Raw genomic sequence first — 15,772 nt, forward strand, 5'->3', positions numbered from 1 at the left:
CGTTAATGATGAGGTTTGTGAATGCCCCGCAGCACCTGGTTCAGCGCATTATTGTTGTTCGTCGCCCTTTGGGTTCCCGTAAGTCAGGCAGATACCGGTTGGCAGCCTTTAGCTGAAACCATCCGTAAAAGCGATAAAGACACCCGTCAGTATCAGGCCGTGCGCCTTGATAACGGCATGGTTGTGCTGCTGGTATCCGATCCTCAGGCCGTGAAATCCCTTTCTGCACTGGTAGTCCCCGTGGGCTCGCTGGAAGATCCGGACGATCATCAGGGGCTGGCGCACTATCTCGAACACATGTGTCTGATGGGCTCGAAAAAATACCCACAGCCGGACAGCCTGGCTGAATTCCTGAAAATGCACGGCGGTAGCCACAATGCCAGCACTGCGCCTTATCGTACGGCCTTCTATCTTGAAGTCGAAAACGACGCGCTGGTGGGGGCGGTGGATCGCCTGGCGGATGCTATTGCCGATCCATTGCTGGATAAAAAATATGCCGACCGCGAGCGTAACGCGGTTAACTCCGAGCTGACGCTGGCGCGTACCCGAGACGGGATGCGTATGGCGCAGGTGAGCGCTGAGACGATCAACCCGGCGCACCCAGGTTCGCGTTTCTCTGGCGGGAATCTCGAGACATTAAGCGATAAACCGGGCAACCCGGTGCTGCAAGCATTACAAAAATTTCATGAAAAGTACTACTCTGCGAACCTGATGAAGGCGGTGATTTATAGCAATAAACCGCTGCCAGAGCTGGCGCGGATAGCGGCTGACACCTTTGGGCGCGTACCGAACAGGAATATCGCAAAGCCTGAGATTACCGTCCCGGTCGTCACTGATGCGCAAAAGGGCATCATCATCCACTATGTTCCGGCAATGCCGCGCAAAGTATTGCGCGTCGAGTTTCGTATCGATAACAACAGCGCGCAGTTCCGCAGTAAAACCGATGAACTGGTGACCTACCTGATTGGCAATCGTAGCCCGGGCACGTTGTCTGACTGGCTGCAAAAGCAGGGCCTGGTTGAAGGTATTCGCGCAGACTCCGATCCGGTAGTCAACGGGAACAGCGGCGTATTAGCCATTTCCGCGACGTTAACCGACAAGGGGCTGGCGAACCGCGATGAAGTTGTCGCAGCAATCTTTAGCTACCTCAATTTGTTACGAGAGAAAGGTGTCGATAAACGCTATTTTGACGAGCTGGCGCACGTGCTGGATCTCGATTTCCGTTATCCCTCCATCACCCGTGATATGGACTACGTGGAATGGCTGGCTGATACCATGATCCGCGTTCCCGTCGAGCATACGCTGGATGCGGTGAATATTGCTGACCAGTACGATGCGAAAGCCGTTGAGCAACGTCTGGCAATGATGACGCCGCAGAATGCGCGTATCTGGTATATCAGCGCGAAAGAGCCACATAATAAAACCGCTTATTTTGTCGATGCGCCTTACCAGGTGGATAAAATCAGCGACAAAACCTTTGCCGACTGGCAGCAAAAAGCGCAGGGCATTGCGCTGTCGTTACCGGAGTTGAACCCCTACATTCCGGATGATTTCACGCTGATTAAGACGGATAAAAAATACGCTCACCCGGAACTGATTGTCGATGAGCCGGATTTACGCGTGGTGTATGCGCCGAGCCAGTATTTTGCCAGCGAGCCGAAGGCTGATGTCAGCGTGATCCTGCGTAACCCGAAAGCCATGGACAGCGCGCGCAACCAGGTATTATTCGCCCTGAACGACTACCTGGCGGGAATCGCGCTCGATCAGTTAAGCAACCAGGCATCGGTGGGTGGAATAGGTTTTTCGACCAACGCTAACAATGGTCTGATGCTTAACGCTAATGGCTACACTCAACGTCTGCCGCAGCTTTTTCAGGCCTTATTGAGCGGTTATTTCAGCTACACCTCAACGGATGAACAACTGGCGCAGGCGAAATCCTGGTATGCCCAGATGATGGATTCCGCAGAAAAGGGTAAAGCTTACGATCAGGCTATTATGCCGGTGCAGATGCTTTCTCAGGTGCCGTACTTCTCCCGCGACGAGCGCCGTAAGCTGCTGCCTTCCATCACCCTGAAAGAGGTGGTGACCTACCGCGACGCTTTAAAAACCGGTGCGCGACCTGAATTCCTGGTCATTGGCAATATGAGCGAAGCTCAGACAACGAGCATGGCGCGGGATATCCAAAAACAGCTTGGTGCGAACGGGTCACAGTGGTGTCGCAACAAAGATGTGGTTGTGGACAAGAAGCAGTCCGTCATCTTTGAAAAAGCAGGCAGCAGCACGGATTCAGCGCTGGCGGCGGTATTTGTGCCAACCGGATACGATGAATACGCCAGTTCAGCCTACAGCGCTATGTTAGGTCAGATTGTTCAGCCGTGGTTCTACAATCAGCTGCGTACTGAAGAACAGTTAGGCTACGCCGTATTTGCTTTCCCGATGAGTGTTGGCCGTCAGTGGGGAATGGGGTTCCTGCTGCAAAGCAGTGATAAGCAGCCGTCTTACCTCTGGGAGCGTTATAAAGCGTTCTTCCCGACGGCGGAAGCGAAGCTGCGGGCGATGAAACCTGAAGAGTTCGCGCAAATTCAGCAGGCGATTATTGCGCAAATGCTGCAGGCGCCGCAAACGCTGGGGGCAGAAGCCTCACAGTTAAGCAAAGATTTTGATCGCGGCAATATGCGCTTCGATTCACGTGATAAAATAGTGGCTCAGATTAAACTGCTGACGCCGCAAAAACTTGCCGACTTCTTCCATCAGGCGGTGGTTGAGCCGCAAGGCATGGCGATATTGTCACAGGTTTCCGGCAGTCAGAATGGGAAAGCAGAATATGTGCACCCGGAAGGCTGGAAAGTGTGGCAGACCGTCAGCGCGTTGCAGCAAACCTTACCCCTGATGAGTGATAAGAATGAATGATGCCGCTGAGTCCCTTGATCCACTGCGCTTGCCTCTGACGGGCGAGCGCCTGATTGAAGCCTCTGCGGGCACCGGTAAAACCTTTACCATCGCCGCCCTATATTTACGTTTACTGCTTGGACTGGGCGGCTCTGCCGCCTTTCCTCGTCCTCTGACCGTCGAAGAACTGCTGGTGGTCACCTTCACCGAGGCGGCTACCGAAGAGTTGCGCGGTCGAATTCGTAGCAATATTCATGAACTGCGAATTGCCTGCCTGCGTGAAACCACCGACAACCCGCTATATGCCCGTTTGTTAGATGAAATTGCCGATAAAAAACAGGCCGCGCAGTGGCTGCTATTGGCTGAAAGACAGATGGATGAAGCGGCGGTGTTTACCATCCACGGCTTTTGTCAGCGTATGCTCAGTCTCAATGCCTTTGAGTCAGGCATGCTGTTCGAACAGCAGCTGATAGAAGATGAATCGCTGCTGCGCTATCAGGCCTGCGCGGACTTCTGGCGTCGGCACTGCTACCCGCTGCCTCGCGACATTGCGCAGGTGGTTTTTGAAACGTGGAAAGGACCGCAAGCGCTGTTGAGAGATATCGATCGCTATCTGCAGGGGGAAGCGCCGGTTATCAAGGCGCCACCGTCTGATGACGAAACGCTGTCCGCCCGGCATGAACAAATTCTCGCACGCATTAACCAGATCAAGCAGCAATGGCGTGATTCTGTTGATGAGCTGGATGGCCTGATGGAAGCCTCCGGAATTGACCGGCGTAAATTTAATCGCGGTAATCAGGGCAAGTGGATCGAAAAGATCAGCGCGTGGGCGCAGGAAGAAACACAAAGTTACCAGCTTCCTGACGCGCTGGAGAAATTCTCACAGCGTTTTCTGGAAGAGCGAACCAAAGCGGGCGGGATAACCCCTCAGCACCCGCTGTTTGTCGCTATTGATGAACTGCTTAGCGAACCGTTAACTCTCCGCGATCTGGTGATCACCCGGGCGCTGGCGGAGATCCGCTCGGCAGTTGCCGAGGAAAAACGTCGCCGCGGCGAGCTGGGTTTTGACGATATGCTCAGCCGTCTGGATGCGGCGTTGCGCAGTGAAAGCGGCGATGCGCTGGCGACGGCTATTCGTACTCGTTTTCCGGTCGCCATGATCGATGAATTCCAGGATACCGATCCGCAGCAGTACCGTATTTTTCGTCGGATCTGGCAGCATCAGCCGGATACCGCACTGCTGCTAATTGGTGATCCGAAACAGGCAATTTACGCGTTTCGCGGCGCGGATATCTTCACCTATATGAAGGCGCGCAGCGAAGTCAGCGCACACTATACGCTCGATACCAACTGGCGTTCGGCCCCCGGCATGGTCAATAGCGTGAATACGCTTTTCAGCCAGATGGACGACGCCTTTATGTTCCGCGAAATCCCTTTCAGCCCGGTAAAATCCGCAGAAAAAAACCAGGCGTTACGGTTTGTTTTGCACGGCGAAACGCAGCCAGCTATGAGTATGTGGCTGATGGAAGGAGAAAGTTGCGGCGTAGGCGATTATCAGAGCTACATGGCCCAGGTGTGCGCCACACAAATTCGCGACTGGCTTAAGGCCGGGCATTCTGGCGCAGCGCAACTGGTCAGTGGCAAAGCATCCAGCCCGGTACGCGCGTCGGACATCAGCGTACTGGTGCGTAGCCGCCAGGAGGCGGCGCTGGTCCGTGATGCATTGACGCAACTGGCCATTCCCTCTGTCTACCTCTCCAACCGTGACAGCGTATTTGAAACACTTGAAGCGCAGGAGTTGCTATGGGTGCTGCAGGCGGTGATGACGCCGGAACGTGAGAACACGTTGCGTAGCGCGCTGGCGACCTCAATGATGGGTCTGAATGCGCAGGATATTGAAGCGTTAAATACCGACGAGAATGCCTGGGATGCGGTGGTCGAAGAATTCGACGGCTATCGTCAGATCTGGCATAAACGCGGCGTGATGCCGATGCTACGTGCGCTGATGACGGCTCGCCAGATTGCAGAGAACCTGCTGGCGACGGCGGGAGGCGAACGTCGACTGACCGACATTTTACATATCAGCGAACTGTTGCAGGAAGCGGGCTCGCAGCTGGAAAGCGAGCATGCGCTGGTGCGCTGGTTGTCCCAGCATATTCTTGAACCCGACAGCAACGCGTCCAGCCAGCAGCTCAGGCTGGAAAGCGACAAGCATCTGGTCAAAATCGTCACCATCCATAAATCGAAAGGGCTGGAGTATCCGCTGGTCTGGCTGCCGTTTATTACCAATTTCCGCGTTCAGGATCAGGCTTTCTACCACGATCGTAGCTCTTTTGAAGCCGTGCTGGATCTCAGCGATGCTGAGGAGAGCGTTGAGCTAGCCGAAGCAGAGCGTCTGGCGGAAGACCTGCGTTTGCTGTATGTCGCGCTAACCCGTTCGGTATGGCATTGCAGCCTTGGCGTTGCGCCGTTGGTACGACGTCGGGGCGATAAAAAAGGGGATACCGATGTGCATCAGAGTGCACTTGGTCGCCTGTTGCAAAAAGGTGAGCCGATGGATGCCGTGGGTCTGCGTAGCGCGATTGAAGCGCTTTGTAGCAACGATATTGCTTGCCAGACTCCCGCGCAGCCTGACGGTGAACCCTGGCAGGTTGCGCAGGCCGTTAGCAGCGAACTGAGTGCTAATATACTGCAGCGTAAGCCCGGCGATAGCTGGCGCGTGACCAGTTATTCCGGTCTGCAACAGCGTGGACAGGGTATCGCGCAGGATCTGATCCCACGACTGGATATCGATGCCACAGGCGTCGGCGAGGTTATTGAAGAGTCAGGACTTACACCGCATCAGTTCCCGCGCGGCGCTTCGCCGGGTACGTTCTTGCATAACCTGTTTGAAGACCTCGATTTTACGCAACCGGTGGATCCGCATTGGGTCGAGGAGCAACTGGCGTTGGGCGGTTATGACGCACACTGGACGCCGATTTTGACCGAATGGCTGGACGCCATTTTGCAGGCGCCTCTCAACGAGACTGGCGTGAGTTTGAGCCAGCTATCCGCGCGTGAAAAACAGGTGGAGATGGAGTTTTATCTGCCGATTTCGCAGCCGTTGATGGCCAACCAGCTTGATGCGTTAATTCGCCAATACGATCCGCTCTCGGCGGGGTGCCCTGCGTTGGACTTTATGCAGGTTCGCGGCATGCTGAAAGGCTTTATTGACCTGGTATTTCGCCACCAGGGGCGTTATTACCTGCTCGATTACAAATCGAACTGGCTGGGTGAAGACAGCTCCGCCTATACGCAGCAGGCAATGGCCTCTGCCATGCAGGCGCATCGCTACGACCTTCAATACCAACTTTATACCCTCGCGCTGCATCGCTACTTACGCCATCGCATTGCTGATTACGATTATGAACGCCATTTTGGCGGCGTTATCTATCTCTTCCTGCGCGGCGTTGACAGTGAAAATCCGCAGCAGGGAATTTACGCGACCCGACCTGACGGAGAGTTGATTGCGTTGATGGACGAGATGTTTGCCGGTGCGGTGCAGGAGACGATGCTATGACAATCCAGAAACGATTTCTGGAGGCTGTTGAGCAAAAACAGCTCCGGCCTCTGGATGCTCAGTTCGCGCTGGCGGTTGCCGGAAATGACAACCCTGCCGTTGCGCTGGCTGCGGCGTTGCTCAGTCGTGAAGCGGGAGAAGGGCACGTCTGCTTACCGCTTTCACGGTTATCTCTGAGCGAGGACGCGCATCCTCTGTTAAGCGCCTGGCTCGCTGAAACGGGCGAGCCAGAAGACTGGGCGGAATGTCTGCTGGCTTCCAGTGCGGTAAGCCGTGGCGAGCAACCCACGCCGCTGGTGCTGTACGGCGATCGCTTGTATCTGAACCGGATGTGGCACAACGAACGTACGGTGGCTCGCTTTTTCAGTGAAGTGAACCACGCCATTGAAGTGGATGAACAACGGCTGACCCACACGCTGGCGGCGCTGTTTCCGCCATCGGAGGGGGTTAACTGGCAAAAAGTAGCCGCTGCTGTTGCGCTCACCCGCCGGATATCGGTGATCTCAGGCGGACCGGGGACGGGAAAAACGACAACGGTCGCAAGGCTGCTGGCGGCGTTGATTCAAATGGCGGACGGTGAGCGCTGTCGTATTCGACTGGCGGCGCCAACGGGAAAAGCGGCTGCGCGCCTGACCGCCTCACTGGGAGCGGCGCTACGAGAGCTACCGCTAACCGATGAGCAAAAGAAACGCATCCCCGATGACGCCAGTACGCTGCATCGATTATTAGGCGCTCAGCCTGGCAGTCAGCGCCTGCGTCATCATGCGGGAAACCCGTTGCATTTGGATGTGCTGGTGGTGGATGAAGCCTCGATGATTGATTTGCCGATGATGTCGCGCCTTATCGATGCGCTGCCGCCGCACGGACGGGTAATTTTTCTGGGCGATCGCGACCAGCTCGCTTCCGTCGAAGCGGGGGCCGTGCTGGGGGATATCTGTGCTTTCGTCGGTGACGGGTTTACCCCGGAACGCGCCCGCCAGCTCAGTCGCCTGACCGGGAGCGCTATTCCCGCCGGTTCGGGAATTCAGGCAGCAGCGTTGCGCGACAGTCTGTGCCTGCTGCAAAAAAGCTACCGTTTCGGCAGCGATTCCGGAATCGGTCAGTTGGCTGCGGCGATTAATCGCGGCGACAAAACTGCGATAAAAACGGTGTTCCAGCAGGGATTTAGCGACATCGAAAAACGCACGCTACACAGCAGCGAGGATTATGCCGCGATGCTGGATGAGGCGCTGTCGGGATACGGGCACTACCTGGATTTGCTGCACGAGGGTGCCGAGCCGGGGGCTGTCATTCAGGCCTTCAATGAGTATCAACTGCTATGCGCCCTGCGGGAAGGTCCGTTTGGCGTTAGTGGTTTGAATGAACGCATTGAGCAGGTGATGGCGCATCAACGTAAAATTCATCGTTCGACCCATAGCCGCTGGTATGAGGGAAGGCCGGTGATGATCGCGCGCAATGACAGTTCGCTGGGATTATTTAACGGTGATATCGGCGTTGCCCTCGACCGTGGACAGGGCCTGAGGGTGTGGTTTGCGCTGCCGGATGGTTCTATCAAATCGGTGCAGCCCAGCCGCTTGCCTGAACATGAAACCACCTGGGCGATGACGGTGCACAAATCGCAGGGATCTGAGTTTGATCACGCGGCGTTGATTTTACCCAGCCAGCATTCACCCGTGGTTACCCGCGAGCTGGTCTATACCGCCGTTACCCGCGCGCGTCGCCGCCTGTCGCTGTATGCCGATGAGCGGATATTGAGCCGCGCCATTGCCACCCGTACCGAACGTCGCAGCGGACTGTCAGCATTATTTAATGACGGCATGATGTAGATGTAGGCCGGATAAGCGTCAGCGCCATCCGGCCTAAAAAAGATGTGCCAGCGATGTAGGCCGGATAAGGCTGTTATGCCGCATCCGGCAACGACTCTTACCCCAAATCCGCCATCAGCACTTTTGACCGCCGCTGATAGTTGTACATCTCTTTCTTGCTTTCCGGCAGCAGGTCGATATCCACCGGCGTGAAGCCGCGCTCCTGGAACCAGTGGATGCTGCGTGTGGTTAACACAAACAGCTTGCTCAACCCCATTTGCCGGGCCTGCGCGGCGATTCGTTCCAGCAACACTTCCCCGCGTGACGAGCTACGGTAGTCCGGATGCACTGCTACACACGCCATTTCGCCAATTCTCTCTTCCGGGAAAGGGTACAGAGCGGCACAGGCGATGGTCAGGTTATCACGCTGAATAATCGTGAATTTGTCGATCTCCATTTCCAACTGCTCGCGCGAGCGGCGCACCAGAATACCTTGCTGCTCCAGCGGGCGGATAAGCTCCAGAATCCCGCCGATATCGTTAATGGTAGCGCGACGGATCTGCTCGGCGCTTTCCATTACGATCTGCGTACCGATCCCGTCGCGGGAGAACAGTTCCTGCAGCAATGCACCATCTTCCTGATAGCTGATCAGATGGCAACGGCGTACGCCACTGCGACAGGCCTTCACTGCCCCACGCAGGAAGCGCACCGTGCCGGAGCTGTAATCGCCTTTCTCTTCCTGCAACTCAACGCGAGCCTGAGCTTCGTTAGGAAACAGCTCGGAAATAATATCGCCGTCATCGTTGGTGACACCCTGAGAGGAGCAAAAGCCGATCATTTTCTCGGCCTTCAGTTTGATAGCCAACTGCGTGGCGACCTCTTCTGACGTCAGGTTAAAGCTCTCACCGGTGACGGAAACGGCGACCGGGCCCATCAGCACAATTGCGCCGCTGTCTAACTGGCGGTGAATGGCATCTTCATCAATACGACGAATACGCCCGCTATGGCAGTAATCTACGCCGTCATCAACGCCCAGCGGCTGGGAGATAATAAAATTACCGCTGACCACATTGATGTGAGCACCCTGCAATGGCGTATTATTCAGGCTCATCGACAGGCGGGCGGTAATATCAAGCTGAAGTAATCCCGCAGCCTGCTTGACCAGCTCCAGCGTTTTAGCGTCGGTAACGCGCGTATTTTTGTGGTACACCGGCTCATGATGATGCGCCGCAAGATTGGCATCAATCTGCGGTCGTGCGCCATAGACCACGACCAGGCGGATGCCGAGGCTATGAAGAAGACCAATGTCATTGACGATACTGGAAAAGTTTTCATGCTCGATGGCTTCGCCGCCCAGCATAATGACAAACGTTTTTCCCCGATGGGTATTGATATAGGGAACAGAATGGCGGAATCCCTGTACCAGTTCGGTTCTACGCTCCTTCACCACGGCACACCCTCATTGCATGATTATTCGTAATTTGTGTATTTTTATTCTGTTTTTGCGCTGTGCGCAAGCGTAATTTTTACCCATGCCGAAGATTTTTCTCAGTAATGCCGTGAATATAAAAAGAATGTTTACCCTTTTATAGATGACAGATTATGCGTCATTCGCTAAAGTTTCCGGTCAATTCGGACGTTTTACGTATTACCTCTAAAAAAGATTTCTTTTGCTCGGGAGAAGCATGTCGGGATCCAATTCAGCAATCAGTCGCCGCCGTTTATTGAAAGGTGCGGGTGCTATGTGGCTTTTGAGCGTCAGCCAGGTGGGTCTGGCGGCCGTGAGTCAGGTCGTTGCCGTACGTATCTGGCCTGCGTCCAGCTACACTCGCGTCACGGTAGAATCTAACCGTCTGCTGAAATACAAACAGTTTGCCCTGAGTAATCCTGAGCGTGTGGTTGTGGATATTGAAGACGTTAATTTGAACTCGGTGCTCAAAGGCATTGGGACGCAGATTCGTCCTGACGATCCGTATATTAAGTCGGCGCGCGTTGGCCAGTTTGATCCAAAGACCGTGCGGATGGTGTTCGAGCTGAAACAGAATGTGAAGCCGCAACTTTTTGCGCTGGCTCCGGTGGCAGGCTTTAAAGAACGTCTGGTTATGGATCTCTATCCCGCGAATGCCCAGGACGTTCAGGATCCGCTGCTGGCATTGCTGGAAGATTACAACAAGGGCGATCTGGATAAACAGGTGCCACCTGCACAAAGTGGCCCGCAGCCGGGTAAAGCGGGGCGCGATCGTCCCATTGTCATTATGCTCGATCCAGGCCACGGCGGAGAAGACTCCGGTGCGGTGGGGAAATACAAGACGCGTGAAAAGGATGTGGTGCTGCAGATTGCCCGCCGCCTGCGAGCCCTCATAGAGAAAGAGGGCAACATGAAGGTCTTTATGACACGAAATGAAGATATCTTCATTCCGCTTAAAGTCCGCGTGGCGAAAGCGCAGAAGCAGCGTGCTGACCTGTTTGTCTCTATTCACGCCGATGCCTTTACCAGTCGACAACCCAGCGGTTCTTCGGTTTTTGCGCTCTCGACCAAAGGTGCGACCAGTACCGCCGCGAAATATCTGGCGCAGACCCAGAACGCCTCGGATCTCATTGGTGGCGTCAGTAAGAGCGGTGACCGCTACGTCGACCACACCATGTTCGACATGGTGCAGTCGCTGACCATCGCCGACAGCCTGAAGTTTGGTAAAGCGGTATTGAACAAGCTTGGCAAAATCAACAATCTGCATAAGAACCAGGTTGAACAGGCCGGGTTTGCGGTGCTAAAAGCGCCGGATATCCCGTCCATTCTGGTCGAAACGGCATTTATCAGTAACGTTGAGGAAGAGCGCAAACTCAAAACGGCGACCTTCCAGCAGGAAGTTGCAGAGTCGATTCTGGCAGGGATTAAAGCCTACTTTGCCGATGGGGCGACGCTGGCGAGAAGGGGATAACAAAAAAGCGCTGAAAAGCGCTTTTTTTATGGGCGACAGAAACAAAAAAACACCCGTTAAGGTGTTTAATGTGTTGGTTGCGGGGGCCGGATTTGAACCGACGACCTTCGGGTTATGAGCCCGACGAGCTACCAGGCTGCTCCACCCCGCGTCACCGTACTGCTTATATTTTATCAAATTTGATTGGTTGCGGGGGCCAGATTTGAACTGACGACCTTCGGGTTATGAGCCCGACGAGCTACCAGGCTGCTCCACCCCGCGTCCGTCTTTTTGCTTCGTATTTCAAACCACATCAGCGTTGGCTTTCCTCGTTCACCTCAGTTACTTACTGGAGTAAGTTCCTAAGGATTCACTGCGTCGCCGCCTTGCTGTGATTCGAACTACTTTGCAAAAATCTTACATCAAATTTTAATTGGTTGCGGGGGCCAGATTTGAACTGACGACCTTCGGGTTATGAGCCCGACGAGCTACCAGGCTGCTCCACCCCGCGTCCGTGGATGCGCACTATACTCTGCTCGCATTTTCATGCAACCCTTTTTTCACCTTGATCACGTTTTTAGGGTGAAAATGAACAAAAACAACGCATTCTGGATTATTTTTTGCTCAAAATTTGCGTTCGGGTATGTATACGCATTTCATTAGGTTCGGGGGTTTGTTATCTTCGTCTCGCATTCAGGCAACATAAGACGAGAACAATGAAAGGACGTTGGGCAAAATATCTTCTGGCGGGAGCTGTAGTCGCGATGCTCGCCGCGTGTTCCTCAAAACCCACCGATCGTGGGCAGCAGTATAAAGACGGGAAATTTACCCAGCCTTTCTCACTGGTGAACCAGCCTGATGCGGTTGGCGCGCCAATCAATGCCGGTGATTTCGCCGAGCAGGTTAATCAAATTCGCAGCGCTTCGCCACGTTTGTACGGCAACCAGAGCGACGTCTACAACGCTATCCAGCAATGGTTACGTGCGGGCGGTGATACGCGCAGTATGCGCCAGTTTGGTATTGATGCCTGGCAAATGGAAGGGGCGGACAACTACGGTAACGTCCAGTTTACAGGTTACTACACACCGGTTATCCAGGCGCGCCATACGCGCCAGGGCGAGTTTCAGTATCCTATCTATCGCATGCCGCCAAAACGTGGGCGCTTACCCTCTCGTGCCGAGATCTACGCGGGCGCGCTAAGCGACAATTATATTCTGGCATACAGCAACTCCCTGATGGATAACTTCATTATGGATGTTCAGGGCAGTGGTTACATCGATTTTGGCGATGGCAGCCCGCTCAACTTCTTTAGCTATGCCGGGAAAAACGGCCACGCCTATCGCAGTATCGGTAAAGTGCTTATCGACCGTGGCGAAGTGAAAAAAGAAGATATGTCGATGCAGGCTATTCGCCACTGGGGTGAAACGCACAGCGAAGCCGAAGTGCGTGAGCTGCTGGAGCAGAACCCATCGTTTGTCTTCTTTAAACCGCAATCTTTTGCTCCGGTGAAAGGGGCCAGCGCGGTGCCGCTGATTGGCCGCGCGTCCGTAGCTTCTGACCGTAGTATCATTCCTGCGGGCACAACGTTACTGGCGGAAGTCCCGTTACTGGACAATAACGGCAAGTTTACCGGCCAGTACGAACTGCGCCTGATGGTGGCGTTAGATGTGGGTGGGGCTATTAAAGGGCAACACTTCGACATCTATCAGGGTATTGGCACTGACGCCGGACACCGTGCCGGGTGGTATAATCACTACGGTCGCGTATGGGTACTAAAAACAGCGCCGGGTGCGGATAACGTGTTCAGCGGTTAATTGCCGGATGGCACTTCGCTTATCAAGCCTACATTATTGAGTAGGCCTGATAAGGCGTAGCCGACATCAGGCAGTCAGACTGCTCGGTATTAATGAATTTGAGGTTCTATGTCTGTGGTTATTAGCGATGCCTGGCGCCAACGTTTTGGCGGTACGGCACGTCTGTATGGCGAAAATGCGTTGCAGCTGTTTGCCCAATCGCACGTTTGCGTTGTTGGGATTGGTGGAGTAGGGTCATGGGCGGCGGAAGCGCTGGCGCGAACCGGTATTGGCGCTATCACACTCATCGATATGGATGATGTGTGCGTCACCAATACAAACCGCCAGATCCATGCGCTGCGTGATAACGTCGGTCTGGCAAAAGCTGAAGTGATGGCGGAGCGTATCCGACAGATTAACCCGGAGTGCCGGGTGAACGTGGTCGATGATTTTGTTACGCCAGATAACGTTGCTGAATATATGAATGCGGGATTTTCGTACGTCATCGATGCGATTGATAGCGTGCGCCCAAAAGCGGCACTGATCGCGTACTGTCGGCGTAACAAAATTCCGCTGGTGACCACCGGTGGTGCGGGCGGACAGATCGATCCTACCCAGATTCAGGTCGTTGATTTGGCAAAAACCATCCAGGATCCGCTGGCGGCCAAGCTACGTGAGCGGCTGAAAAGCGATTTTGGCGTGGTGAAAAACAGTAAAGGCAAGCTGGGCGTGGACTGCGTGTTCTCGACCGAAGCGCTGGTTTACCCGCAGGCGGATGGCTCGGTATGTGCGATGAAAGCGACGGCGGAAGGGCCGAAGCGTATGGATTGCGCGTCCGGGTTTGGCGCGGCCACCATGGTGACAGCCACCTTTGGCTTTGTTGCTGTCTCCCATGCGCTGAAGAAGATGATGGCGAAGGCCGCGCGTCAGGCCTGATTGTGTCGGATGTCGCTACGCTTATCCGACCTACAGTTCGTGCAGTGTTGTAGGCCGGATAAGACGTATCAGCGTCGTCATCCAGCTTTCTGGGCCGCCTCGAGAATCGCCTCGTTCAGAGCATGTAGTCCCTGGCTACGCGAGGCGCTGAGCTGAGCGCGTAAACCCAGTTCGTCAAATAACGTCATCGGAGAACGCGCCAGTAACTCGGCTGCCGTTTTACCTTCGACCGCGGTGAGTAATACCGCCAACAGTCCACGTACTATTCGACCTTCGCTGTCGCCGAAGAAATGCAGAGTACCATTCTCATTAAAAGTATGCCCCAGCCAGACGCGGTTTTCGCAGCCCGCAATTTCTTTGGCCTGCGCCTTTAGCGCATCCGGGAGCGCCGGCAACTGCTTACCCAGCAGAATCAGCTGGCGATATTTATCTTCCCACTGAGTAAGTGGGATAAAGGTATTGCGTAACGTCTCTTCGGTTACGGTTGTGCCAAACGGGTGTCCGGCGAACTGAGGGCTTGTCATTAATCCACCAATATTTCCAGCGCGCGGTCGACGGCTGCGACCAACGCATCCACATCGCTTTGGGTATTATAAGGGGCAAATGAGGCGCGTAGTGTTCCGGATACGCCAAGTTCCGCCAGCAGCGGCTGTGCGCAGTGTTGCCCCGCGCGCAGCGCAATGCCATATTCGGCCAGCAGAGTGACCATATCGCTGTGATGAACACCCGCGAAATCAAAGGCTAACAGACTGGAGTCCTGGCAGCGGAAGGAACGAAAGCCAGGGCGTTTCGCCAGGGCATCTTCTGCCAGCGTCGCCAGACCCCGGCTCCAGTTTTCGGCCTGCGCAACGTCGACGTCCGCCAGCCATTCGAGCGCCGCGCTTAGCCCGATAACGCCTGCAACGTTAGGCGTACCGGCTTCCAGCTTCCATGGTGCGGGCTGAGTGGTGAAACCGTCAAAACTGACTTCGCTAATCATCTTACCGCCCCCAAGCCAGGGAGACATGGCTTCCAGCAGTTCCGGCTTACCGTACAGCACGCCAATACCGGTGGGGCCATATAGCTTGTGGCCTGAAAACGCATAGAAATCAATATCTAACTGCTGTACATCGGCAGGGTAATGCACAATCCCCTGGGCACCATCAACCATCACCACCATGCCAGCCGCATGGGCGAGCGTAATGGCGCGGGCCAGATCCGGGCAGCCACCGGTGACGTTCGACATTTGCCCGAGCGCCAGAATGCGGCTGCGCGGGGTGATGAGCTGCGTGAGGCGCTCAACGTCTGGCAATAAATGGGGGGTGAGTGGGAGTTTGACAACCTTAGCCCCCGTTTGCTCCGCGACCATCAGCCAGGGAACGAGGTTGGCGTGATGTTCCGCTGCGCTAACGATAATCTCATCACCCGGTTGAAGGCGTGGACGCGCATAGCTTTGGGCAACCATGTTGATCGCTTCCGTTGTGCCGCGGGTCCAGACGATGGTTTTGTCATCCGACGCATTAATCAGGTGTGCGACTTTTTCCCGCGCGGCTTCATAGCGTGCGGTCAGGCGCTGGGCTTCAGCAAACTGGCTGCGATGGACGTTCCCGGCACTCAGGCTATAAAACTGATGGGTAGCCTCAATGACTGCCTGTGGCTTCAGTGCCGTAGCAGCGCTGTCGAGATAGACGCCAGCATCGTTGAGTGCGGGAAATTGTGCGCGAAACTGCGCGGGGTTAAAAGCGTTCATGGTATTCCTCAGTTCAGTAAACCGATCGTGGCGCAAAAAGGGCATTGATACAAGGGTTGTGCTAACCATCGGAATACTCTGGATATCCTGGCAAAGCCCGTTCAGTGTCTTATGCTAAATAGCGTTAGGCGAACAATTTTGCC

The 15,772-nt window shown here is 54.9% G+C and carries 9 protein-coding genes and 3 tRNA genes; 6 read left to right on the forward strand and 6 right to left on the reverse strand.

Annotation, left to right across the window (positions count from 1 at the left end):
• Positions 1-21: 21 nt before the first annotated feature.
• The 3 genes from ptrA to recD are packed head-to-tail and all read left to right on the forward strand — an operon-like array spanning position 22 to position 8,274.
• On the forward strand, positions 22-2,910 hold the full coding sequence (gene ptrA / locus OGY10_RS18950; protein WP_286577188.1) for a pitrilysin: 2,889 nt from the start codon (positions 22-24) through the stop codon (positions 2,908-2,910).
• Entirely contained in the window at positions 2,903-6,448 is a 3,546-nt protein-coding gene (gene recB / locus OGY10_RS18955) for an exodeoxyribonuclease V subunit beta (protein WP_286577190.1), read from the forward strand. The genes ptrA and recB overlap by 8 nt, the downstream gene beginning before the upstream one ends.
• Positions 6,445-8,274: an exodeoxyribonuclease V subunit alpha gene (gene recD, locus OGY10_RS18960; RefSeq protein WP_286577193.1), complete on the forward strand. Its 1,830-nt coding sequence runs from the start codon at positions 6,445-6,447 to the stop codon at positions 8,272-8,274. Before recB ends, recD begins: the two co-directional genes overlap by 4 nt.
• A gap of 97 nt (positions 8,275-8,371) precedes the next feature.
• Here recD and argA read toward each other — a convergent pair whose 3' ends face one another.
• Positions 8,372-9,703, reverse strand: coding sequence for an amino-acid N-acetyltransferase (argA, locus tag OGY10_RS18965; protein ID WP_008785703.1), 1,332 nt, complete (start codon positions 9,701-9,703; stop codon positions 8,372-8,374).
• 235 nt (positions 9,704-9,938) lie between these two features.
• Between argA and amiC the strand changes: the two genes are divergently transcribed.
• Positions 9,939-11,192, forward strand: a complete 1,254-nt coding sequence (amiC, locus tag OGY10_RS18970) for an N-acetylmuramoyl-L-alanine amidase AmiC (protein ID WP_003034016.1) — start codon at positions 9,939-9,941, stop codon at positions 11,190-11,192.
• A gap of 74 nt (positions 11,193-11,266) precedes the next feature.
• On the opposite strand, the gene OGY10_RS18975 is transcribed toward amiC, so the two are convergent.
• The 3 genes from OGY10_RS18975 to OGY10_RS18985 form a co-directional block, all read right to left on the reverse strand.
• Positions 11,267-11,343: transfer RNA gene (locus OGY10_RS18975), tRNA-Met, on the reverse strand.
• A gap of 33 nt (positions 11,344-11,376) precedes the next feature.
• Positions 11,377-11,453 (reverse strand) — tRNA-Met (locus OGY10_RS18980).
• A gap of 152 nt (positions 11,454-11,605) precedes the next feature.
• A tRNA-Met gene (locus OGY10_RS18985) sits at positions 11,606-11,682 on the reverse strand.
• A gap of 205 nt (positions 11,683-11,887) precedes the next feature.
• Between OGY10_RS18985 and mltA the strand changes: the two genes are divergently transcribed.
• Both mltA and tcdA read left to right on the forward strand, forming a co-directional pair.
• Complete coding sequence (gene mltA, locus OGY10_RS18990) at positions 11,888-12,985, forward strand: murein transglycosylase A (RefSeq protein WP_267439183.1); 1,098 nt, start codon at positions 11,888-11,890, stop codon at positions 12,983-12,985.
• 108 nt (positions 12,986-13,093) lie between these two features.
• Positions 13,094-13,900 carry a tRNA cyclic N6-threonylcarbamoyladenosine(37) synthase TcdA gene (gene tcdA, locus OGY10_RS18995; protein WP_003825630.1) on the forward strand — a complete coding sequence of 269 codons (807 nt, stop codon included), beginning with the start codon at positions 13,094-13,096 and terminating at the stop codon, positions 13,898-13,900.
• Between the two features lie 77 nt (positions 13,901-13,977).
• Here the strand turns inward: tcdA and csdE are convergent, their stop codons facing one another.
• Together csdE and csdA are read right to left on the reverse strand one after the other, a co-directional pair.
• Entirely contained in the window at positions 13,978-14,424 is a 447-nt protein-coding gene (gene csdE, locus OGY10_RS19000; protein WP_267439182.1) for a cysteine desulfurase sulfur acceptor subunit CsdE, read from the reverse strand.
• A complete protein-coding gene (csdA, locus tag OGY10_RS19005; protein ID WP_063940940.1) occupies positions 14,424-15,629 on the reverse strand; it encodes a cysteine desulfurase CsdA in 1,206 nt (401 codons plus the stop codon). Before csdA ends, csdE begins: the two co-directional genes overlap by 1 nt.
• Between the last annotated feature and the right edge of the window lie 143 nt (positions 15,630-15,772).

Origin of the sequence: Citrobacter sp. Cpo148, from assembly GCF_030332375.1 — a bacterium.
GTDB classification, from domain to species: Bacteria; Pseudomonadota; Gammaproteobacteria; order Enterobacterales; family Enterobacteriaceae; genus Citrobacter; species Citrobacter portucalensis.